Raw genomic sequence first — 22,081 nt, forward strand, 5'->3', positions numbered from 1 at the left:
ACAATAAATTTTAGCAATTGTTTATCGGTGTGAATAAAAAAAAAGAGCCTGCTGAATACAACAGGCTCTCATAAATATTCTATTCAGGTTTACCGCTGGATGGTTACCTTTTGTGATTGTTTAAGTTCTTTCCCGTTAATGCTGAGGAAATACATTCCTTCAGGCATCCTGGAAATATTAAGGGTAGTAATTGATTTTCCGTTAACCTGGACAGTTTCCTTAGCCATTACTTTTCCAAGTGCGTTCATCAGCCTGATTTCAACAATATCTTCTGTTTTGGAATTCAACCTGATATTTAATTCTTTGTGAGCAGGATTAGGATATACCGTAATTGCCTGTACGACTGTATTTTCTTCTTCACCTGTACAATTAACCGCTGAAATATCCATGTACTGAGTCCATGAACCTTCGCCACATTCGCTGATACCTTTTACGCGTAAACTGGCAATTCCGTACCAGTTATGATTCCAGCTGATGGTAGCTGTGGCACCGTTATTAACAATGGTACCGGCACCTGTTGCAGGATACAAATCCCAAATATAGGAAGTAGCGCCTGTACTGGTAGTGGTGTAATCGGTAGTCTGGCCCTGGTTGTTTGTACAAACCACGATAGGTCCGACAGGATCAGTTACTTCAGCACCCGGACGAATGTTTACATAGCCTGTTTTGGTGATAGTTTCTGACTGAAGGCCGGTAGTTGTTGTCATAATAACATCATAAACACCCAGGAGTATGATAGATAATAGAAGGCGCATCACCTGTAGCTGTAGAAGGTGTTCCTCCCGGGAACTGCCATTCAATAACAGCCGGGCGGCCTACAGAAGCATCACCGAAGTTGATTCCATTATGTTGACAGATATCAGTTTCTGAAGTTGCTTCAAAATCGCTCTGAACAGGGCGAATGGTCTGGAGGATTTCCTTGTTTCCATTATTCTGTACAAAAGCAACGAATTCAATATCTTCCATAGGCCACAATGGGTCAATATTGGCGGTAATAGAGACAGTCTGAACATCAGATCCGCTGAAATCGATCGCTGTACCGTTCTGATCAGGAATCATAACGCGATCCACATAATTCAGGTGAGTCTGTCCCTGCCATGATTGTGCAATTTCTGACTGTGTTACGGTAAAATGAAATATCAGTTGATCAGCCGGAAGGGCAGAAACCTTCGTAATGGTGAAATTGAATACAAACTGCTGACCTGTCTGGGTCATAGTGTAATCAATAGTAAGAGGAGAGGAAATTGCGATCCTCTGGTTATATTTTGGCAGATAGGAAGAATACATACTTTGGGTATGATCTCCACCAACCACTGAAAGGACTCCATCAAAACGGGCCGTAGGGTAACCACTAATAGCATAATAAGTATTCCTGGCGTTGGAATAATTATTGGCATAACTATCTCCATTATGGTTTTCAATAATGGCTACACGTTTTCCGTTGGCTACGAGGTCATCGGCTCCCAATGCTGCACCCGGGCAATAGGTACACCATGTACCTGTGCCTATTTCAACAGCAACCAAGTTGCGTTCCACCTGTGCATTCAGCACCAGGACAGCGATCAGAAATGAAAATACGAGTGTAAATTTTTTCATGAGAATGAAGTTTGTTGCTAATTGATTGAGTACAGTTCTTGTTATTGCTTATCAATGTTTAATACGCAATTATGACAAAAGTAATACATTATTTTTAAATTCTTTTCCTTATTAAAAATAATTATAAAGCTTTAACAACTTTATTTATGATTTGTCCTTCAGGGGTAGATAACCGAAGCAGGTATGAGCCCGGTTTAAGAGCTATTTCCTGGAACTCCAGCTTGTTAAAATTAAGTATTTGTTTGCCTGATTTCAATGTTTGTGAGAAAAGCTGTCCTATTTCCCTTCCCTGTAAATCCAGAAGATCTACTCTGCATAAGCCCGGAGTTTTCAAGGTAAACTGCAAGGTAAAATCTGTGGTGAAAGGGTTGGGATGAATCCGTGAAGTCAGAAAGTCGTTCTTTAATGGTTTAACTCCAACAGTTGGGAACAGATAAAAATCAAGTTCGTATTGACTCCCCGGCATCAGGGTAAGCGAGTCACATTCCTGCCTGTAACCATCTAAGCCCGCACAGATTTCCCTTTCACCACGGATGAGTTCCATGGTATAGTGCCCTGTGGAATCAGTCATTACAATACTATCACCTGCCATTACGAATACACTATCTATTGGCTCATTTGTGAAGGCATTATAAACTCTTCCTGAGAGGTGGCCAACTGTATCCGGAACCCGGGGATGAAGACATGACATCGCATCAAAATCAAAACCTGCATCATTTACGTTGGAGGACCCATTGTTGTCGTCGAGCAGCATGAAATACCTGGCTTCTGATACACCGTAAGGCTGCAGGTCGAATGACATGGTTCCCGTTCCGAATCCCACATTTGTCCATGGGCCATCCATAGTGCTTCCAGCATACAGCGTGTATCCTTCCGGGGAAGAATCCCCTTCATAAACAGTGATATCAAACGTTCCCGGTTCACCATCATGAATGGTGTCCTGCATATCGACAATGATATAACCTCCACGTCCCAATGAGTAATTCACCTGGTCAGGAGGGCCGATACAGGCAGCAGTATATCCTTCATCTCCCGGGTTTTGTGCACTGAAATTGGGTATCCTGGAGCTGATTACGCGATAAAGAAACTGGGAAGTCCTTGGTGACATCTCAATATTAACTGTAGTGGACTGAAGATCTGTAACCTGGACATTATCAATGGTAACAGGATCATATCCGTTGGCAACCACTTTCAGGGAGTAAGACCCCGGCACCAGGTATTTATGAAAATCCCCAACTTCAGGATCACTGTAAACAGGATAATTTAGTCCGGTGAAGATGGCTGCACTCACAGGTTTACCGGTTATAGCATCAGTGATTACACCCTGAATTCCATATCCGCTATGTTGGATCAATTCCAGCATTGCCGGCTTATTGATGTTATAATAGTATTGAACATCTGTGGGTTGCTTCTCCATAGATATCTCAACGGACCATGCTACCGAACCCATACAGGCATAGTTGAAATCTTTGGTACTGCCCTGAATGAGATACATCACAATGGAACCTTGTCCCCAGGGCAGGGAGGAATAACCTGAAGCATTTGAATATACCATTGCCAGGTTTTCGATGGAAGGCTTATCAGGACATGGACTCAACCGATAACTCCATGGATAGGAGATAATCTCAGTCCCGCTATGGTAATTGGTATATGATACAAACTGGTTCTCGTACTGACATTTACGTAAGGCCTTGGTTTCAGGTTGCGAAAAAGGTCCGATGCTGCCACCTTCACCACCCCACATATACCCATAGTCCCGATTGATATCCACAGAAGCGCTGTTGTAGCGGGACATATTATCCCGACCCCATGGATTAACGCAATAGTAAAGCCAGATTTCACGATTGTCGACTAATCCGGTAATCTGGGGATCAGATCCATACCCCAGGCATAAGTCACGGGCAAGCTGAATCATATTTTGGGAACCTCCAACCTCATCACCATGAATTCCCCCATCCAATAAGATTTCCGCCTCATTTTCATCCGTCAGAACATTGTCACTAATCTTTAAAGCAGCCAATTCCTGCATCAGGGAATTATATCCATAGATAACTTTTTTACAGATACCAGGATAATGTGTAACCAGGCTATCAGCTATATTCCTGATCTGGTTGTAAGTATAATATCCTGATGGCACCAATGCGTCGCCGAAGCTGGCAGACCAGCTGTTCAGATCAGGCTTTAGTACTTCTGTGGCAAAACCTTCCTTTTTCAGCAGTTCCCATTCAGAAGGGATCAGATATCCTAAAGCATACGTTTGATAGATATCCCCATTAAAATTGAGGGAAGCCAACTTTGAAGCAGTATTTTCCTGGCTGAGGAAAACCTTTACTTCCATTTCCCCGGTGCGCCAGGGGGTATTCTGAGCCGGCAGAAAATGGGACAAAATAAAGCAGAAGAAGAGTAGTATTAGTTTTTTCATTTCTTATTGATAATGAATCTTTAAGGTGGGATTACCTGACCTAAAGAAACTATTTGAAAAGGGGTTCATTTAATTTAAAATTTCTGTTCATTCAGGAGATCATTCCAAACTAAATTCTTCTGAACTGATTTCAAGTTACACCATTGATTCTATAACAATTCAGAATCAAAATGTACTGATTATTTCCAAACTTATTCTCCCTGCTGATCAAGCTTATTTAAAGCAAAAGCATAGGCTCCGATGCTTACGGCTCTTGAGGTACCCAGGCGCGAAACCCCTACACCGGTTCTTTGAAGCGGGTCGTAGCTGATGGAGAGGCTGGTTCCGGGAATAGGTATTGTTTTAGCCATCCCTTTCAGGAAGGTGGCTTTCTGAGAGACATCTTCCAGGTTAAATGCAGTTAGTTCGGTGCGACACAAAGGCTCCCCTTTAATATTGCATAGCGGATTATTCATTTCTGCCACCAGGTAAGGAAGAAGTATATCGGAAGCACCTGAAAGGCCTCCACCAACTACTACCAGGGCATCTACCAGGGTAACAGCATTGGCGAGGGCATCCCCTGCATTTTCGGCTAATCGTTTCCAGGCTTCCAAAGCAGCCGATTGGTTTCCCTCTTTTTCACCTTTTGCGATGGCACAGATTTCCTTTGGCTCAGGGGAATCCTCAAAAGGAATCCCAGCATTTTGAGCATAGACACGTTTTACAGCGCGGATAGAAACTCCTTCTTCAGCATATGCCAATGGATGGAGTTTTGAGCGGAGTGCCCATATTTCAGCCCCGGCGGAATTATCCCCATAGAATAGGTTCCCTCCTATCACCAGGCCTCCACCAAACCCTGTTCCCAGTGTAATACCAAACAGGTTTTTATAACGTTTGGGATTCCCGGCAGCTTCAAGTTCCTTGTTGATTGCGGGTAATAATCCGGCCATTGCCTCCCCGTAAACAAACAGGTCTCCATCGTTATTGATAAAGGTTGGAATCCCAAAATGATGTTCGAGCATGGGGCCTAAGGCTACACCTCCTTTAAATGTTGGCAGATTTTTAAGGTCCCCGATAATTCCGTTCGGATAATCGGCAGGGCCGGGAAATGCAAAACTAATGGCTACTGGTGCCTCAGCCAGCCGGTCTTTTACCTGCCGGAATCCGGTTATAATCGTTTGAAGCACTTCCTGCAAAGAATCACCGTGGGCGGGAAGACAGATGGGTTCGATAATCTCTTCCCCTGCCTGCGCGGCTGAGAACACAAAGTTTGTCCCCCCGGCATCCAGGGTCATGACAATACGGTTGTCTGTATTATAAGGCATATGAATGTTGAGTGAATTTCGGCTAAACAGAAAGGGTAAAAATACAATTCTCCCGGGAATGAAATGATCATTCCGGGTCAAAAGTAGGAAAAGAAAAAATATTAAGCCCTTACCTGAAGTTCATCAGTTAGCTGGAGAATCAGTTTTTCGTATTGTTTCCCGAATTCCGGCACCAGTTTGTGCAGTTGGTGGAGCTGGTCCCACATTTTGCAATACTCATGAATCTTTCCAATGGTTTCCTTCATTTCAATGCTACCTACCAGGTCGATACTTGATTTGATTTTATGGGCGTAAATCTCAACACCTTCAATATTGTTCTCCTTATAAGCATTTACAAGGTCTTTCACATAAGCCGGTGTCACCTCAATAAATTTCCTGATCATTCGGGTCACTTGTTCTTCATCCCCTTTAAGAATTTTGGAAATAATACTAAGATCCATGTATGAACCATTGGTAATGAACTGACTCTCTGACGGTTCTTCTATTTTCTCCTTACCATTAACAGGTTGAGAATTTTGAATCAGCGACAGCATTTTCAGATAGAAATCGTCGGGGTTGAATGGTTTGGAGATATAACCATTCATGCCGGCATCGGCACAGTTTTCAATGACGCCTTTTAGTACATTGGCAGTTAAGGCAAGGATAGGAGTGTTAATTTTTAACTGGTCACGGATAATTTTGCTGGCTGTGAGACCATCCATTACCGGCATTTGCAAATCCATCAGGATGATATCAAAAGCTGTTGTTTTCAGAATATCGACAGCTTGTTGTCCATTTTCGGCAATTTGAATTTTAGTTTGCCATTTCTCCAATAATGATTGAGCAATGATCTGGTTGAACTTATTGTCCTCAACCAATAAAACCCTGGTATCCTTCAATGCTTCCTGTGTGGGTTTTACAACTTCGCAAACTGTATTTTTTTCTGAAGGCACTCCTTCCTGGAGTTCTATGATAAAGTAAAACTTACTTCCGACATCTTTCATGCTTTCAACATGAATGGAGCCTCCCATCAATTCTACCAGTTGTTTACTGATTGGCAATCCGAGTCCGGTGCCTCCATAGGTACGGGTGATACTTTCATCTTCCTGCTGGAAACTCTCGAATATCTTTGATAAATGATCAGGGTTGATACCAATACCGGTATCTTCCACAGCAAATTTGATCCTGTTGGAACCTTTTTCCTTGGAAAGTAGCTTACATTTCAAGTCAACCCTACCTTCACGTGTAAATTTAATAGCATTGCTAACCAGGTTCACCAGGACTTGCTGCAAGCGCAATGGGTCACCGGTAAGCATGGGGGAGATATTGGCATCAATGGTATAATTGAATTCAATATTTTTATCTTCAGCTTTATATTCCTGGGTGTCAAATACTTTCTTGACGACATCTTTGATATAAAACTCTGTTTTTTCCAATTCCAGCTGACCTGATTCAATTTTCGAGAAATCGAGTATATCATTGATGATATTGAACAGGCTATCAGAAGAGGAATTAAGGTTCCTCAATATTTTTTTCTGTGGGTCGTCCAGATGCGTATTGTCGAGCATATTAATCATCCCGATAATAGCATTCAGAGGTGTTCGTATTTCATGGCTCATATTGGCCAGGAACCTGGATTTGGCGCTATTTGCTGATTCTGCGGCTTCTGTCGCTTTTTTCAGTTCCCGATCGGCATCTTTCCTGTTGGTGATATCGCGGGCAATACCTGTAGTCCCCAGCAATTCACCTTTTTCGTCGAGAATTGGGGCTCTGTAAATTTCATACCATCTTTTATTGCCTTTAACCTCTAACCTCTCTTCAATGGTCATCAATTTCGATGACTTCATCACTTCTTCATCCTGTTCTCTGAAATGACCGGCTACTTCTGGTTCCCAGAGGTCTTCCACCGTTTTTCCAATGGTAGAATCGATGGAATCCAGCTCAAAAGTATTTACGAAAGCTTCATTAACTGCCAGGAATTTACCTTTTGTGTCCTTTAGCCACATTTGGTAAGGGATGTTATTAAATATTGCCTTCAGGTAAGCCTCCCGTTTTCTGAGGGCCTCTTCGGTACGTTTCCTATCTTTTACATTACTTAACAGGTCGGCCAGAACGCGAAGGAAGGTAATTTCTTCTTTATTCCAGACCCTGATCATTTTTACAGAATCAAAACCTACGAATCCCAGGCATTCATTTTTGAACATCATAGGAATGGTGATCAGGGTTTTGATGCCTTGTGGTTCCAGGATATTTCGCAAATTGCTGCCTTGCGGTAACTCATTGACATCAGGGATGGTCATGATTTCACCGGACCGATGGGTGGATACCCATTCAGGAATCAGTTCATTCGGGATTTCCTGAAGATTCTCTATTTCCGGGCTAATTCCTTTTCCACACCATTCAAATGTATTCGACATGGTGTCAGAAAGTTCATCATAATCGAAGATATAGACCCTATCAACTTCCAGTTGTACCCCGATAAGGGAAAGCAATTGATTTACGGCTTCAGCACTGTTTTCAATCGGGATATTGATGAAATCTGTCGCAAGATGAGTGAGCAGATTTTGCAGGTTACTGAGCTTATTCAGTTTTTCTTCGGCCTGCTTTCGATTAGTGATATCGGTGAAAGTTCCCAGTACCCTGTCCGATTCATCGCCTGAGACTGTATGTATTACTTTGCCCCTGGCAAGTATCCATTTATAGGAACCATCCTTACATTGAACCCGATGCTCATTAATGAAGTACGGGGCTTTACTGTTGAAATGGTTGTGGAGATCGGTGGTAACCCTTTTCCTGTCATCAGGATGAATCCGGCTTTCCCATTCATCGATTATGTGGCCTATTTCAGATTCCTCATACCCCAGCATGGCTTTCCATTGCCGGGAGAAGAATACATCATTGGTTAGAATGTTCCAGTCCCAAACCCCATCACCGGATCCCTCCAGGGCAAACTGCCAACGTTCATCACTTACACGCACAATCTGCTCGGCTCTTTTCCTTTCGGAGATATCTCTTATGGTTCCTTCAATAAAAGCGGGATTACCATTTTCATCTTTGATCAGGTGGCTGGTAATAGAGACTGAAAGCTTCGTACCATCCTTCTGTATCAGTAAGTTTTCATAATCGTTAATAACCCCTTTTTCGAAAAGGAGTTTAAGCATTTTATTCCGACTCTCGATATCAGCATAAACTACATCAACTGTTTTACCGATAAGTTCCTCAGCGTGATAACCGGATAGTTTATAAACCGATGGAGAAAGTTCCAGGATATTTCCTTTTACGTCGGAACGATAGTACAGATCAAGGAATGAATTAAAGATTGCCTGGTATTTGTCGGCATTTTCCCTGAAATCTTCTTCTGATTTTTTTCGTTGGGTGATATCATGACTGATTCCAACTATTCCAATCACGTTTCCATCAGCATCCAACTGGGGTATTTTATTGCCGATGAGCCATTTTTTTTCTCCTGATGGAGTAAGCAGGCATGCTTCCCGGTTCAGGATGGGTTCTTTTGTTTTGATAATCTGCTGATCTTCTGCTTCTGTGATCTGAACGATATCCTTTGGATAAAAATCAGCATCTTTCTTACCTATCACTTCTTCAATCGCTGACATCCCCAATAATTCGGCTTCAGCATGGTTGAGCATGGTTTTCCTTCCATGCAGGTCCTTGAAGTAAATTGGATCAGGAATGTTATTAATGATTGTATTCAGAAGGATTTTCTCACTTTGAAGTTTTTCTTCTGCAGAAATGCGCCTCATGACTTCGCAGGCCGCCATGCAGGATTGGGCCAGCAATTTGACAATAGGTTCAAGGTCCTTGATCTGGTTGTATTTGAATTCTGTTGCCCTGCCTAATACCAGCAGACCAAATGAATCCAGGACAAATCCGTAATAATATTCTTCTTTATAAACCTGGCAATATTGACTGTTTCCGCCTTCAGCATGTAATTTACTAACAAGCTCTCCTATTAATGACTTATGAACTGAATCTTCCTTTATGAAATAAGGAACTGAATAGATAGGTTTGAAGCTGTCTTTTTCCAGGCGGCTCACGCTAACCATAGTACATCCTAATTTCTTTAGGAAAGCGTGGGTAGATTTCTTGAGTGTCTTATTCAAGTCCAGCTCCCCTCCAACAGAGAGGGCAAGTTCAAGCAGCACCTGGTTCCAGATATAATTTTCCATCTTATCCTTCAAATATTCCAACTACAGAAGTTTTATTATAAAACTCAAGGTAATCATGCCCTGAATTGGCTATTTCACCTAAAGAAAGGGCTCCAATCAGCCGGGTTTCCCCTGCTGCGATCCGCAGTTCTTCAGTAAACTTATCACCGAGAAATTGAGCCCGTGTGATACAATCTATAAAAAAGGTGACAGTATTCTGTTTCCCCGGAACCATGGATTTGGTTTCCCTGAAAACATTTTCTGCAATACTCCTTGACTTGGCAGTACCAGCCAGCAAGGATTCAGCATCTCCTTTCAAAACATATACGAATGAATTAACTGGTAATTCACCCAGGCAGATCATGGATTTATTCATGGTTTGAACAGGGTCTCTGACGAGTAATTCATCTGCCACTTTCACGATTCCTAAGGGGTAACTCCTGGCGATTTCTTCGAATAATTGAGATTTCCCTTTTTCTCCTTCCTGATTACCGATAAAATCGAGGTAAACTTCACTGGCAGGTTTCCAGTCGATAGATTGAACACTATTATAACTGGATTCAGTAATTTTCATGGGCTGTGAAACCGGGTGCCATCCATGTGCTACTCCAACACCACTAATTGTATCGGCAAAAGCAAATAAAGCCGCATCCTGGAGAATCCCTTTGGGAGTAATGACACATGGAATAGGTGTGAAATTGGCTGAACCGGCACCTCCTCCGATATAGTTCGATTGTAATCCGAAATAATTAAAGGTAGCGTCCAGCAACGGGGCAATGGTTTTGCTCATTCCGTCCACAAAAATGAAAGTCGTTTTATCAACAACGGGCTTACCCTGAAATGGCAATGCGAATTCCTGATCGAAATCAGTACCTTCTTCACTGATATTTTCCAGTATCAAGGTCGAAACCTCCTGGGTCAGGCCTGCCACGATAAAACCGGTTGAAATTGATTCCAGCTCTGTCAAAACTTGTGGGAATACTCCCCCAAAAACAGGCTTTGACAATCCTTTTAAAAAATTATCAAAATTACCGGGGTTCAATGACAATGTTTCAGTGGCCAATACCATTACAGATCTGACAGATACTTCAGATTCAGTTGCAAGGATCGAGGCCTTCAATTTAGCAAGGTCACCATTCCTGTCAATGTTTATGATCATAGTCCAACTGGTTTTATTGATAAAAGCCTGGAGAATTTGTCTATCAGATAGTATTCACCTTTTATTTATCAACTTACCTATCTATTTGTAATACACTGAGAGGTGAAATAAGCTGAAGTGATCTTATTTTTTATATGAGTAAAATCCCCTGAAGTAAATAGTACTGAAAAACTGAGGCACTCGGAAGATCTAAACAATTAAGGAATTCAGAATTTGGAAGAAAATTCGATTTGATTTAAGAATGTCGATTAACGAATTTGGAATTGAGAAGAAAATTCGATTTGAATTAAGAATGTCGATTAACGAATTGGGAATTGAGAAGAAAATTCGATTTAAATTAAGAATGTCGATTAACGAATTTGGAATTGAGAAGAAAATTCGATTTGAATTAAGAATGTCGATTAACGAATTTGGAATTGAGAAGTATGCTACTTCAAAAATTGTTAATCGCTTGCACGTCAGGCCGGAAGACACCAACGGGTTTGTGATATCGGAAAATCAACCTTATAAATCCAAACCCCGTCGGGTCCGGAAGACACCGCCGGGTTTCGAGATTGGGAAATCTTACTTAATTAATACCTGTGTTCACTTTGGCCAATTCTAATAACTTTAGGCACTCTAGCTCACTCTAGCTCACTCTAGGCACTTTAGTTCACTCTAGCTCACTCTAGGCACTTTAGTTCACTTCCCCCCCAAAACACTGGTAATTTTTCGATAAAAATCATTGGCATCAAAAGGTTTGGACACATAACCATCCATTCCGGCTTCGATACATTTTTCCATCACACCTTTTACTACATTGGCAGTAAGCGCCAGGATAGGGGTTTCAATCTTCATTTCATTTCTTAATAAAGAGGTAGCTGTAATCCCATCCATTTCAGGCATTTGAATATCCATTAATATCAGGTCATACTTATGTTTGCCTATTAATTCGATGGCTTTCTTTCCATTTTCAGCCACATCCGATACAGCACCCCATTTCATGAGGAGGGCCTGGGCAATAAACTGGTTGAACTTATTATCTTCCACCAGCAGAATCCTGACTCCTTCGAGTGATTCACTTGTTGGAACAGGTGTACTATCGGGGATTTGAACAGCAGGCTGAAGACCCATTGGCAGTTCAATGGTAAAATAAAATGTACTCCCTGAATCTTTCTTGCTATTTAACTGTAATTTCCCTCCCATCAATCCTACCAGCTGACTGCTTATGGCTAAGCCCAGTCCGGTTCCACCATAGATCCGGGTTGTACTTTCATCCTCCTGTTTAAAACTGTCGAAAATCTTTTTCTGATTCTCAGGGCTTACACCGATCCCGGTATCGATAACACTGAATTTTATCCTGAAATGACCATTTTCGATGGCAAGCAATTCATTCCTGATCTCAACCTTGCCTTCGGAGGTAAATTTTATGGCGTTACTCAGGAGGTTTTGCAAAACCTGCTGAATTCTGACCGGGTCGCCTAAAAGGCAGGATTTAATGGCCGGATCTGAAATCATCCCGAATTGAAGATCCTTCTCGCGGGCTTTATATTTATAGGTATCATAGATATTCCGAAAGAGTTCATGAATATCGAAATCAGTTCTTTCGAGATCGATTTCACCGGATTCAATTTTGGAAAAATCCAGGATATCGGTTATAATACTTAACAGGTTATCCGATGAGGTATTGAGATTTCGAAGCAAGATCTGTTGTTTGTCATCCAGGCCTGTATCACCCAGAATCCTGATCATGCCTACAATGGCATTCAGCGGGGTTCTGATCTCATGGCTCATATTGGCCAGGAACCTTGATTTGGCAAGACTTGCTGCCTGGGCGGCTTCGGTTGCTTTCTTTAAAGCCTTTTCAGCATTTTTCCGGTTTGTAATGTCTTTATATTGCCATAAATGCCCTAAGAAAGTGTTTCCTGAAATAATAGGCAAATAGTCCCTTTCGAAAAAGATGCCGTTTGGCAGCTCAAGCTCTTCTCCTATCACCGGTTTCAGTTCACTGATGATTTGGAGGATACGTTGAGAAAAATGCGTTGGGTTACTGAACATATGCCCGGAATCATCTGCAGCCCGGGAGCAATCAATACCCAGCATCATGTCGGGTTCCAGCGGGATTTTAAAAAGGTTGCAGAAATGTTTGTTGATAAGGGCAATTCTCCGATGCTCATCTTCAACCAGGATCCCTGCTTCAAGATTATGAATCAGGGTTGAAAGCCTGTAAGTCATGGATACCAGTTCAGCTTTCGATTTCTTATCCGTCGGAGATATCTCTTTTTATTATCAGGCCAGCTGCATAAGAAGCTATAAGGATAAAGAGTGCAATCAAATCATCCGAAAAATAATCCTCTTCACTACTGCTCACAGCAAGTATGCCCAACAACTCATCTCCGTTTTTCAGCGGGATCTGGAGTAGCATAGATGAGGCATTTGCTTCTTCTTCAAAAAACCTTGCAAACGGGTCATCAATAGAATTAAGCAATGAATATCCAGCCTCATTGAAATGCTGAGATGCCAGTTGAAAACATTGGAGTGCAGTATCCCCTGAAACAGAATCCTGCTTTTCATGTGATATTTTAATGAAAGTCACATTTTCCTGATCCCAGAAGTATAGATTCCAATGAAGTGTCCCTGGCAATTCAGTGAAAACCAATTCCAATTCCCTGTTCAATTGAGGCAAGCTGAAAGGATCGGAATTAATCCGGCCCATTTGATTCAGTTTACCAATTACTCTATAATACGGAATGGAATGTGACATATAAGATCCCTAAAATTACCATGAGATGCCTGGATTAATTGCCATAAAGCAATAATTGTAATCATACAAACTTAAGAATACCGGAGTAATATTAAAAATTATTCAATTCAAACCCTGTAACAAAAAGCCCCAATCATGTGTTAAGATGACTGATTCGTTTTTAAGCGGGAATTATTTTTTCAAAATAAAACAATACCTTTCCCTGGACTACTATAGTATATACCTGATTAATAATCATTTACATGTTTGGAATAATATTTGATTTCTCAAAGCAAAACAATTGATATGTATATCCTTTTAGTAGAAGAAGATCATTTTTACGCATCAATGATCATGGGTTTTCTGAAGAAAGCCGGTTTTAGTAATATCAAGCATATTGATAATGGTGTGGATTGCCTTTTGCAGGTTTATGAGGAAAGCACGCCTGATCTTGTAATACTTGATTCTCATCTTTCCAGGGTTAACGGTGTTGATGTTATTCAGAAACTGGTAACTCATAAACCAGGGATGAAAATCCTTGTGATGAAGCCACTGACAAGCAGCAAAAAATTCGTTGAACCCAGTCATCGTGCCGTGATTGATATCATTCTGAAAGATGAACTGGTACTGGATCATTTGATGCCCCATATACATATTATTCATTCAGAAGTTGTACAAAGAAAGAAAAGCAGGCCTGTTACGAATATGCTTGTGAATTTCAAGCGGTTCATCTTTGCTCCTTAAGCAGGCATCAATCAGATATTGCCTTCCGATAACCCTTGCGGTTTAAATTCCTTATAATTTGATAAATTTCCCTTCTGACCTGTTGCGAGAGGTGGACAAGGCATAAAAATAAATTCCCGGAGGCAGCATGGAAATATCTATTTCAAAATAATTTTCCATTCCGGCATGGGATTGTTTACTGCCCGACTCAATCATAAATCCAACGAGGTTATAAATGCGAAGGTTCACCTTTTCATCTTTCATTAACCTGTAAGAAATTCTGATGATTTTTTCACCAGGGTTAGGATAAACCCCTGAAAGTATATTTGTGACGTCCCCATTTACTGATTGAACAGGATCATATTCGCTGGCACCGATATCAAACCTGACTCCCATTGGCCTGGGATGATTAAAATAGTCGAATAGTATTCCCCGGTTATTAAAAGAACCTTTATCAATAAGTGGAGAACCGGGTTGAATGGCATAATCTCCTTCTCCCAGGCCTGCTGACCAGGCATTTCTTGAAAAGAAATTATTTTCCAGGGAGATGTCACTGTCGCTATCAGGGATCATTATATAGCTGTCATTTCCATTGAAGCTGGTATTCCCGTTTTCGTAATAACTATAGTTCCCGGGATCGAGAATCACATTGTTGGCGATCAGGTTATTGGCAGAAATAGTACTCTTAAACCTGATCCCATCCGATTTGGGCCGGATTATCGTATTGAAGAGTATAGAAAATGAGGAATCGGGCTGCACTGAAACATCAGTCACATAAATCCCATAACGCATTTTCGTGCTATCATCAGGTTGGAAATACCTTCCCGGGTCAATGATGATATTATTAAAGATGCGAAATCCGCCCAGTCCATGAATTTCGATTCCATTGCCTTTGCCCTGGGTTACGAAATTGTTATAACAATCGCATTTTGAACCTCCACCGATTGTAATCCCCGACATTTGTCCGAAGATCTCCTTCTGACTGTCGTACATCACAAGATTCCCATAAACCTGGCAATCCTCTGAGGCAGAACTCACCTGGATTCCATCCATCCCGGAGTATTGAATGATATTATTGTATACCCTGACTCCTTTCAAAAGTGAGGGCAATAGCAGGGTATCTTTTCCATTGCACTGGACTGTTTGACCGAAATACTTGGTACTGCCAATATACATTGCCTCATCGCCTACATCTGAAATAAAATTGTCATGGATCAGGGTATTGTATTGTGTGAAGACATCTCTTGTGGCTGTGAGGTTGCAATCGGGATCAGTCTTGGCATTGATACCCCCGGCAATACAGTTTTTAATGGATACATGATCTATTTCATAGTCTGAGCTCTTGCTGCCCAATCCGATCCCACCTCCGCTTTCAACACGTTCGATGCTGATGCCATAGAAAGTCCCGGGATCGCCGGTTCCTGTCAAACGGATATAGCGGCAATTTTGAATGGAAATTCCGAAATAATGGTCTGTATTAATAATTACCGGCCCGCCATTATTTATAATGATGATGGGTTGATCCGCTTCACCTTTGAGATTGCGTAACAGTAGGAATAGCCGTTGTCCGGGCTGAATATATAAGGTATCCCCCGGCAGTAACTCGTTGAAAGGGGCAAGTGTTCCATCTACCAGTGTTGTTGTGACATCAATAAAATAACCGGTGTTGCGCGCTGAGCTATATATCGGGAGAATGGCTATGAATGCCAATAGTATAATTCCCCAATATTTCCCGGTTTTCATTGTCAGACAGGCTTTACTAGCCTCTTTTTGCCCGTTCCCAATTGACAGATTGGGTCCTTTTGAGGTACCTTTTCAATCCGAGGAAAACAGAGAGATTCATGATAAAAAAGTAATAAGGGACAAACAGAAGTTTTATCCTGATGGATTTATTTTCAAGGTACCAACCCAGTAATGCAGCCAAATAAAACAATACCTGGAGCCAGAAAAGGACATTATAGAGTCCTGTGGAAATGATACCTTCGTTGAGGGCAATAATGAGACCTAATGGCAACAATATGGCCAGGGCCAGCGGGGCCAGTGTCCAGCGAAGCACACGGTGTGAAATATATTGAAATGACAGGGTTCCATACCTGAAGATATTCAACAGGGAACTTAACCTAACCACTGCCTGAATGCCCCCGGCAGAAATCCTGATTTTCCTTTTTAATTCTTCTTTTACATCTGCTGAAGCCGTTTCAATGGCATAAGCTTCGGGGTCATATTGAATGGTATATCCATCCTGGGCTACACGGAGGGAAATGATAAAGTCGTCGAGGAGGGTATCTTTTTCCACTTCCCGGTAGAGTTCGGTACGAATGGCAAATAATTCACCGGCAGCACCAACCACTGAGTAAAGTTCGGCATCCCATTTTTTCAGGGTAGATTCATATTTCCAGTAAAGTCCTTCCCCGGCTCCGGCTGCAGCATCTTTTTCCTTGCTGAAAATCCTTTTTTCTCCAGAGACGCATCCCACTTTGGAATTGCTGAAAAGCTTGACAATCCTTCTGATCGATTCTTTTCCAAGCATTGTATTGGCATCACAGAATACCACAATCGGTGTTTTAACAAACTTCATTCCCCTGTTCATTGCACCAATTTTACCGTTACGTGCCGGCAGATGATGCACAGTGATTCCTTCGTACTTCTTCAGTTCATCGGGGGTACCATCATCAGAACCATCAGTAACCCAGACCATATGCAGCTTTTCCTTAGGATAATCCAATTCGAGGGAATTCCTGATTTTCTCAGCAACAAAATCCTTTTCATTGTAGGCAGCAATAAACAAGGTAACATCAGGTTCATAATCAGCATCCGTCTTACCGCCTGATTTGAGTCCAAGGAGTCTTTTCATCCTGACAAGAACAAAAAGGAGTATTCCATAGCCTATGTAAGCATAGAAAACTATAAACAGCAGTACCCAGAAAATAATCTTTAATGTGGTCATCGCACTTCTTTTTAGGTGTGGTTCCGGATCTTTCGGGCGTACATGTTGAATTTATCAACTGTTCCATATTCGAACACGGCAAATTGATCGAGGATGCTTTGAATTTGTCCCCGGCCAGAAAATTTATCTTCTATAATGAGCGTGATTTCAGGGTATTTCACCAGGAATTCCCCGGCGCCTTTCAATGCTTCAGGTTCCATACCTTCAGCATCCAGCTTAATGAGGATTTTCTCATCAAGTTCAATTTTAATTTCATTTGACAGGGAATCCAGGGTCCTGATCTCTGCCGGACAGCTTCCGGAATGATTGTCACGATCAATATGGGAAGCTCCTGTATTCACCGGGTTGAAAACAAACTTTTCGCTTCTGTTGCTTTCTCCAAGTCCGAAAGGGAATGATTTTACCTTATCTCCTAATCCATTCAGCTCAAAATTCCTGACCATTACAGCATAATTCTCGGGGATAGGTTCGAACGAAAAACATCTCATATTGTGTTTTGAGAGCAGGATCACATAATCTCCCACACATGCACCGGCATCAATAAATACGTTATGGCCGCCCAGGTTTTTAAAGATGAAATCCTTGACACTCCATTCGTACATGAGGTTTGCAAATTGAAAATCGTTGGTATTCTTCCTGCAGAAAAAGGTCCCCATAGAAGTGCGGATGGTCCGGTCACTTTTATGTGATTTCTTTGTAGTAAGATACCTGATGGAAGAGAAGATGGATTTAATATCTCCAAACTTCAGATATTCAAACAGATAACGGGCATATATCCATAATTTTCTCATACTGAAACCGGGTTAGATGAAAACAGCTTCCTGGTCAATAAATAGTTTCGACCAAGTAATAATAGTCGTGTCAGGGAATTCCTGTCAAAAATTTTATCAGCAAGAATGGGTAAAAATAATCCTGCTGTTATTGCAAATATAACGATCAAAACAGGGGAATGCAATCCGAGTGATGTGGAGATGATCCTGGCACCGGCTGTTCCAAAGGCATGAAAAAGGTAAATGGTATAGGAGAATCCTCCAAGCCATGCCAGGTATTTGGTATGAAATTTCATTTTCAACAATAAAATGGCACCGCTGAGTCCAATCATCAGACCAATTCCGGTGCCCTTGCTCATGTAGTAATCTATCACTCCATACCATACCAGTTGCTGTATCACGACGCCTGTGATCAGGCAGATCCAGACCAGTGATGTTATTGCCTTGTTATTGAATAAATCAGGGTAACGTTTGAGGCCCACTCCAATGAGGAAAAATGGCAGCAAATAGATCACTCCTTTATAACTAAGGTAGTTGGGGGCTTCATCGGTGATAAAATAAGTCCTGAGGATCAGCATAATCACTGCGATAATAAGCACAACAGACCAGTTCAGCAGTGGCTGCAACTTTTTGAGCATATCCAGTCCTGCTACAATCAGAAAAACAAAAAACAGGGAAGGAAGGTACCAGTAGAGTGTAAAAGGGAAAACCAGCAGTCGCCAGATGCCTGAGATCTCATGTTTCAAAGTTGTGCCTGGCACAAAGTGCTGGGTGAGATAGTAGATGGCCCCTACGAAAAGCATAGGTACCAGTAATCGCCGGGCCTTCCCTGATATAAAACCTGAGAAGTCTGTTGAATTTACAGGGCGCATGGCATAAATCCATCCGGAGATCACCGTAAATAGTGGCATCCTGAGAAACTGGAAGCTGTAATTAAAATACCTGAGCCAGGAATCATCCGAAACCCTCATAGCATACTGCGGACCATCCCCTATTGCATGGCCTGCTACCACCAGGATAATGGCCAGTCCGCGAAGGGTCTCTATGGAAGGATCTTTAATGGTCATTTTCTCAGGCTGGAGTATGATGATTACTCCCGATTTACTCTTTAACAGGATTTACACTCATTGCCAACCCGGGTTGAGAAGCCGGAAATTCATCAGCGATCACTTTCGCTGATGCAACTTTAGTCTCGCGTCGGGTGGAACTTACCACAATCATGAAACGCTCTTTCAGTTTCAGGAAGAAGGATTCGAAGTATCGGTATGAAAGACTTGCGATGGCGATCGTCAGAATGACTGAGAAAACATAAATCAGCACATTGAAGAGTACAAAATTGCCTGTATCGAGTCCGGTTCTTTGCAATACTGTCAAGACCAGTGCAATACAAATCGTATGATACATGTAAATACCGTAGGAAATATTGCCCAGGTAGGAATAAACCGGGTTCTCCAGTTTCAGTCTGCATTTGGCATTGGTGGATACATTCATGATGAGAATGGTGAAGAGCAAAGCATCGAACAAGGTTTGCCCGATAAATTTGAACCTTACCGTAAGGATCACAACAATTCCAACAACCGTAAGTATTTGTGTAATCGGGTGATAAATCGCATTCAGGATTTTCTCCTTCTTGTAAAAAAGGACATAGGCACCAATGGCTCCAAGTGACATCTGCTCAATCTGGAAAAGATCCCAGAACCTTTGAACCGTTCGCAGGTAAACCATGTACTGGTAGTCGGGGCTCAGGACATAATCCAGAGAAACCGCCATAAATACCGTTACTGAAAACTTAAGTACGATGAATATGATGAGGAATTTCAGCAGAACTTTCCTGAAGGTGCGGATCAATAAAGGCCATAGGATATAGAACTGTTCTTCAACTCCTACTGACCATGCCTGGTTGGCGCCTACAATAGGGGCTTCTGTTACCCTAAGCACATTAGGAAGCATAAAGGCAAAAAGCAGGACCTTAAGAGAAAAATGCTCATTTAATTCAGTTACAGGGCCGATATTGATAAACCGGGGCAGGACGAACAATCCCATGAACATGATCAGGTAATACAGAGGCCAGATCCTCAGGATACGCCTGATATAAAAGTTTTTAACGGCAATATGATGCGTTTTCTCATATTCTGCCAACAAAAGAAAGGTGATGAGAAATCCACTGAGAACAAAAAACAATGAAACGCCCTGGTGTCCGATAGATTCAAAAAAGTTGTTCCTGAAAAGATTAGGCATTCCCTGCCAAAGTTTGAATTGCTCCACATGATGCAGAATCACGAAAAAGGCTGCCCAAAAGCGGAGACCATTCAGGCCGGGGAAGTATATTTTTCTGCTTTCCATAAAGTATTTTTGTCGAAGAATAAGGAAGAAAAACCTTTCTCACTTTTCCATGCCTGGAAAGAAGGGGAAAGGATTTTGATTAAAACGGGTCAGACTATTTAGTGACCGGTTTTTCCCATTTATTGGTTTCAAAATTGAATTTCTTGATAATCCTGGCAGGGTTTCCTGCAACCACCGAATAGGGTGGTATATCGCGGGTAACCACACTTCCGGAAGCAATGATGCAATGCGTACCAATGTGCAGTCCCTGGATAATCACTGAATTACCGCCAATCCATACATCGTCATCCACCACCGTTTTATTGGCTGAAACGCCTTGTTCCTTGATTGGGCGAGTAACATCTTCAAAATTGTGCGTGAGTCCGGTGATCTGTGCACCGCTTCCGATGGTTACAAAATTTCCTAATGTGACTGGTCCCACCAGTTTAACCCTTGAGGTAACAGCACAACGGTCACCAATAATGATATCCCCCATCCCATTATTGATGATGGTATAATCTTCGATAATGGTTCTGTATCCAATGGAGAATTTCCTGCTGGGAATCAGGTCGAGCCTGGCTTTCCGGCGAATGATGGAGCCTTTTCCACGTTTGATAATAAATGGATAAACCAGGATCCGGGTCCAGAGGCGCGGACGGGTGGCATAAGGATGGATCATCAAGTAATGGATGATCTTTTTCAATTTTGGGTGACTATCAAGCATCTTAGTATTTTTTAAGTTTTGTAAAATGTCTTTTATTAATGATGGTTTTGATTTTACCTTTTTTTCATGTCCAGCATCTTTTGCAATGCATCGGCAAAAGCTTCGGTGCGGCTTTCCCATGAGTTTTCGGAGGCAAAAGCTACTCTTCCTGCCTGTTTTTCCGGGGTGTCCGATTCCACTTCAAGTTTAATCTTTTCAAAATAGCTTTCTTTATCAGGAGCAACGGAAACCAGTCCACTGAATTCAGGCAGGTGGGCAAAGTCAGTCATGACAACAGGTGTTCCTACCGCCAGGTATTCATTTATTTTCAGTGGGTACACATTTTTATTGAGATGGGTACGGGTATAAGGGATGATTCCCACATGGCTGTTGAACATAATCGCAGGGATTTGTTCAGGAGGTACAGGGGGAAGAAGTTTCACATTAGGATATTTGCTGATGGTATCTGCAGCTGCTTTATTCCTGACAGGTCCCACGAAAATGAATTCATAATCGGGAGCCTTTGTGATACAATATTCGATGATCTCAGTCTCAAACCGCTGATCGATACTTCCGGTGTAACATACCACCTTTGGAAGCCCCGGTTTTGACATCCCGTTTACAGCTTCCCTGAATAACCGGAAATCAACCCCGTTTTTCACAACGAATATATTGGGGTGCAGGCTTGCCTTCTGGGATGCCAGGTTATCGGAGGTTACAATTACACCGTCAGTCTTTCCGATATATTCCGTTTCATATACTTTTCCCCTGGGGCCATTGCGTTTTCCATCAATAGAGTCATAGCAATAGTAAACATTCAGCCTTTCATTTAATTTCCCAGCCAGGAAAAGCCCGTAGAATGGCATGAAAGAAGTAATGGAGATGGCATCCTTCATTTTGAGCCTTTTCATAGCCTTTCTGACAGAAGACGCAATAATGAAGCTATTGATCCTGAGCACCATCCTGAAAAGCTTGTCATTCTTGAAATGGTTGAAAGGAATTACAGGTGGCAGGGTCATTTTAACCACTTTCCCATTTTCATGGGTAGCAATTTCCTTAAGCCGGTCCTGAATTCCCAGGATTTGTTTTACCGGTGCTTTTGTCTTTCCCAGTATGCCGGAAATCAAGTCTTTGATTGTGAAAGCATATTCCACATACAGAATCGTATTCTGCTTGCCGAGTCGTGATAACAACTGCACCGAGGAACGCTGATATTCACCGAACCAGGTTGTATTACTTATACAGACCAGATTTTGTCCTTTAATCAT

17 protein-coding genes are annotated in these 22,081 nt (G+C 41.9%); 2 read left to right on the forward strand and 15 right to left on the reverse strand.

Features of this window, described 5'->3' with window-relative positions:
* Window positions 1–89 precede the first annotated feature (89 nt).
* From IPH84_11945 to IPH84_11970, 6 genes are all read right to left on the reverse strand, one after another.
* Window positions 90–755 (reverse strand): T9SS type A sorting domain-containing protein, encoded by a 666-nt coding sequence (locus IPH84_11945; protein MBK7173919.1) that lies wholly within the window; start codon window positions 753–755, stop codon window positions 90–92.
* A complete protein-coding gene (locus tag IPH84_11950; GenBank protein MBK7173920.1) occupies window positions 715–1,596 on the reverse strand; it encodes a hypothetical protein in 882 nt (293 codons plus the stop codon). The genes IPH84_11945 and IPH84_11950 overlap by 41 nt, the downstream gene beginning before the upstream one ends.
* A 121-nt stretch (window positions 1,597–1,717) precedes the next feature.
* Entirely contained in the window at window positions 1,718–4,018 is a 2,301-nt protein-coding gene (locus IPH84_11955; protein MBK7173921.1) for a carboxypeptidase regulatory-like domain-containing protein, read from the reverse strand.
* 191 nt (window positions 4,019–4,209) lie between these two features.
* Entirely contained in the window at window positions 4,210–5,322 is a 1,113-nt protein-coding gene (locus IPH84_11960) for an ROK family protein (protein ID MBK7173922.1), read from the reverse strand.
* A gap of 101 nt (window positions 5,323–5,423) precedes the next feature.
* Window positions 5,424–9,488: a PAS domain S-box protein gene (locus tag IPH84_11965; protein MBK7173923.1), complete on the reverse strand. Its 4,065-nt coding sequence runs from the start codon at window positions 9,486–9,488 to the stop codon at window positions 5,424–5,426.
* 1 nt (window position 9,489) lies between these two features.
* Window positions 9,490–10,626 (reverse strand): FIST C-terminal domain-containing protein, encoded by a 1,137-nt coding sequence (locus IPH84_11970; protein MBK7173924.1) that lies wholly within the window; start codon window positions 10,624–10,626, stop codon window positions 9,490–9,492.
* A gap of 241 nt (window positions 10,627–10,867) precedes the next feature.
* Here IPH84_11970 and IPH84_11975 point away from each other — a divergent pair, with 241 nt between their 5' ends.
* Complete coding sequence (locus IPH84_11975) at window positions 10,868–11,230, forward strand: hypothetical protein (GenBank protein ID MBK7173925.1); 363 nt, start codon at window positions 10,868–10,870, stop codon at window positions 11,228–11,230.
* 77 nt (window positions 11,231–11,307) lie between these two features.
* On the opposite strand, the gene IPH84_11980 is transcribed toward IPH84_11975, so the two are convergent.
* Window positions 11,308–12,840, reverse strand: a complete 1,533-nt coding sequence (locus IPH84_11980) for a response regulator (GenBank protein MBK7173926.1) — start codon at window positions 12,838–12,840, stop codon at window positions 11,308–11,310.
* 25 nt (window positions 12,841–12,865) lie between these two features.
* Window positions 12,866–13,369: a GAF domain-containing protein gene (locus IPH84_11985; GenBank protein MBK7173927.1), complete on the reverse strand. Its 504-nt coding sequence runs from the start codon at window positions 13,367–13,369 to the stop codon at window positions 12,866–12,868.
* 285 nt (window positions 13,370–13,654) lie between these two features.
* Between IPH84_11985 and IPH84_11990 the strand changes: the two genes are divergently transcribed.
* Window positions 13,655–14,092 (forward strand): response regulator, encoded by a 438-nt coding sequence (locus IPH84_11990; protein MBK7173928.1) that lies wholly within the window; start codon window positions 13,655–13,657, stop codon window positions 14,090–14,092.
* 51 nt (window positions 14,093–14,143) lie between these two features.
* Here IPH84_11990 and IPH84_11995 read toward each other — a convergent pair whose 3' ends face one another.
* The 7 genes from IPH84_11995 to IPH84_12025 form a co-directional block, all read right to left on the reverse strand.
* Window positions 14,144–15,814 (reverse strand): T9SS type A sorting domain-containing protein, encoded by a 1,671-nt coding sequence (locus IPH84_11995; protein ID MBK7173929.1) that lies wholly within the window; start codon window positions 15,812–15,814, stop codon window positions 14,144–14,146.
* Between the two features lie 16 nt (window positions 15,815–15,830).
* Window positions 15,831–17,018 carry a glycosyltransferase family 2 protein gene (locus IPH84_12000; protein ID MBK7173930.1) on the reverse strand — a complete coding sequence of 396 codons (1,188 nt, stop codon included), beginning with the start codon at window positions 17,016–17,018 and terminating at the stop codon, window positions 15,831–15,833.
* 11 nt (window positions 17,019–17,029) lie between these two features.
* Window positions 17,030–17,809, reverse strand: a complete 780-nt coding sequence (locus IPH84_12005; GenBank protein MBK7173931.1) for an FkbM family methyltransferase — start codon at window positions 17,807–17,809, stop codon at window positions 17,030–17,032.
* Window positions 17,806–18,855 carry an acyltransferase gene (locus IPH84_12010; protein ID MBK7173932.1) on the reverse strand — a complete coding sequence of 350 codons (1,050 nt, stop codon included), beginning with the start codon at window positions 18,853–18,855 and terminating at the stop codon, window positions 17,806–17,808. The genes IPH84_12005 and IPH84_12010 overlap by 4 nt, the downstream gene beginning before the upstream one ends.
* Window positions 18,856–18,889: 34 nt before the next feature.
* Complete coding sequence (locus IPH84_12015) at window positions 18,890–20,131, reverse strand: acyltransferase (protein ID MBK7173933.1); 1,242 nt, start codon at window positions 20,129–20,131, stop codon at window positions 18,890–18,892.
* Between the two features lie 94 nt (window positions 20,132–20,225).
* Window positions 20,226–20,834, reverse strand: a complete 609-nt coding sequence (locus IPH84_12020; GenBank protein ID MBK7173934.1) for an acyltransferase — start codon at window positions 20,832–20,834, stop codon at window positions 20,226–20,228.
* Window positions 20,835–20,887: 53 nt separating this feature from the next.
* On the reverse strand, window positions 20,888–22,081 hold the full coding sequence (locus IPH84_12025) for a glycosyltransferase (protein MBK7173935.1): 1,194 nt from the start codon (window positions 22,079–22,081) through the stop codon (window positions 20,888–20,890).

This window comes from Bacteroidales bacterium (genome assembly GCA_016707785.1).
Taxonomy (GTDB): domain Bacteria; phylum Bacteroidota; class Bacteroidia; order Bacteroidales; family UBA4417; genus UBA4417.

Coding starts and splice junctions, on each gene's coding strand:
- IPH84_11995 (MBK7173929.1), bottom strand. CDS start 15,814: ATGAAAACCGGGAAATATTGGGGAATTATACTATTGGCATTCATAGCC.
- IPH84_11970 (MBK7173924.1), bottom strand. CDS start 10,626: ATGATCATAAACATTGACAGGAATGGTGACCTTGCTAAATTGAAGGCC.
- IPH84_12025 (MBK7173935.1), bottom strand. CDS start 22,081: ATGATTAAAGGACAAAATCTGGTCTGTATAAGTAATACAACCTGGTTC.
- IPH84_11975 (MBK7173925.1), top strand. CDS start 10,868: ATGTCGATTAACGAATTTGGAATTGAGAAGAAAATTCGATTTGAATTA.
- IPH84_11960 (MBK7173922.1), bottom strand. CDS start 5,322: ATGCCTTATAATACAGACAACCGTATTGTCATGACCCTGGATGCCGGG.
- IPH84_11950 (MBK7173920.1), bottom strand. CDS start 1,596: ATGAAAAAATTTACACTCGTATTTTCATTTCTGATCGCTGTCCTGGTG.
- IPH84_11955 (MBK7173921.1), bottom strand. CDS start 4,018: ATGAAAAAACTAATACTACTCTTCTTCTGCTTTATTTTGTCCCATTTT.
- IPH84_12000 (MBK7173930.1), bottom strand. CDS start 17,018: ATGACCACATTAAAGATTATTTTCTGGGTACTGCTGTTTATAGTTTTC.
- IPH84_12005 (MBK7173931.1), bottom strand. CDS start 17,809: ATGAGAAAATTATGGATATATGCCCGTTATCTGTTTGAATATCTGAAG.
- IPH84_11980 (MBK7173926.1), bottom strand. CDS start 12,840: ATGACTTACAGGCTTTCAACCCTGATTCATAATCTTGAAGCAGGGATC.
- IPH84_12020 (MBK7173934.1), bottom strand. CDS start 20,834: ATGCTTGATAGTCACCCAAAATTGAAAAAGATCATCCATTACTTGATG.
- IPH84_12010 (MBK7173932.1), bottom strand. CDS start 18,855: ATGACCATTAAAGATCCTTCCATAGAGACCCTTCGCGGACTGGCCATT.
- IPH84_11990 (MBK7173928.1), top strand. CDS start 13,655: ATGTATATCCTTTTAGTAGAAGAAGATCATTTTTACGCATCAATGATC.
- IPH84_11945 (MBK7173919.1), bottom strand. CDS start 755: ATGCGCCTTCTATTATCTATCATACTCCTGGGTGTTTATGATGTTATT.
- IPH84_11965 (MBK7173923.1), bottom strand. CDS start 9,488: ATGGAAAATTATATCTGGAACCAGGTGCTGCTTGAACTTGCCCTCTCT.
- IPH84_11985 (MBK7173927.1), bottom strand. CDS start 13,369: ATGTCACATTCCATTCCGTATTATAGAGTAATTGGTAAACTGAATCAA.
- IPH84_12015 (MBK7173933.1), bottom strand. CDS start 20,131: ATGGAAAGCAGAAAAATATACTTCCCCGGCCTGAATGGTCTCCGCTTT.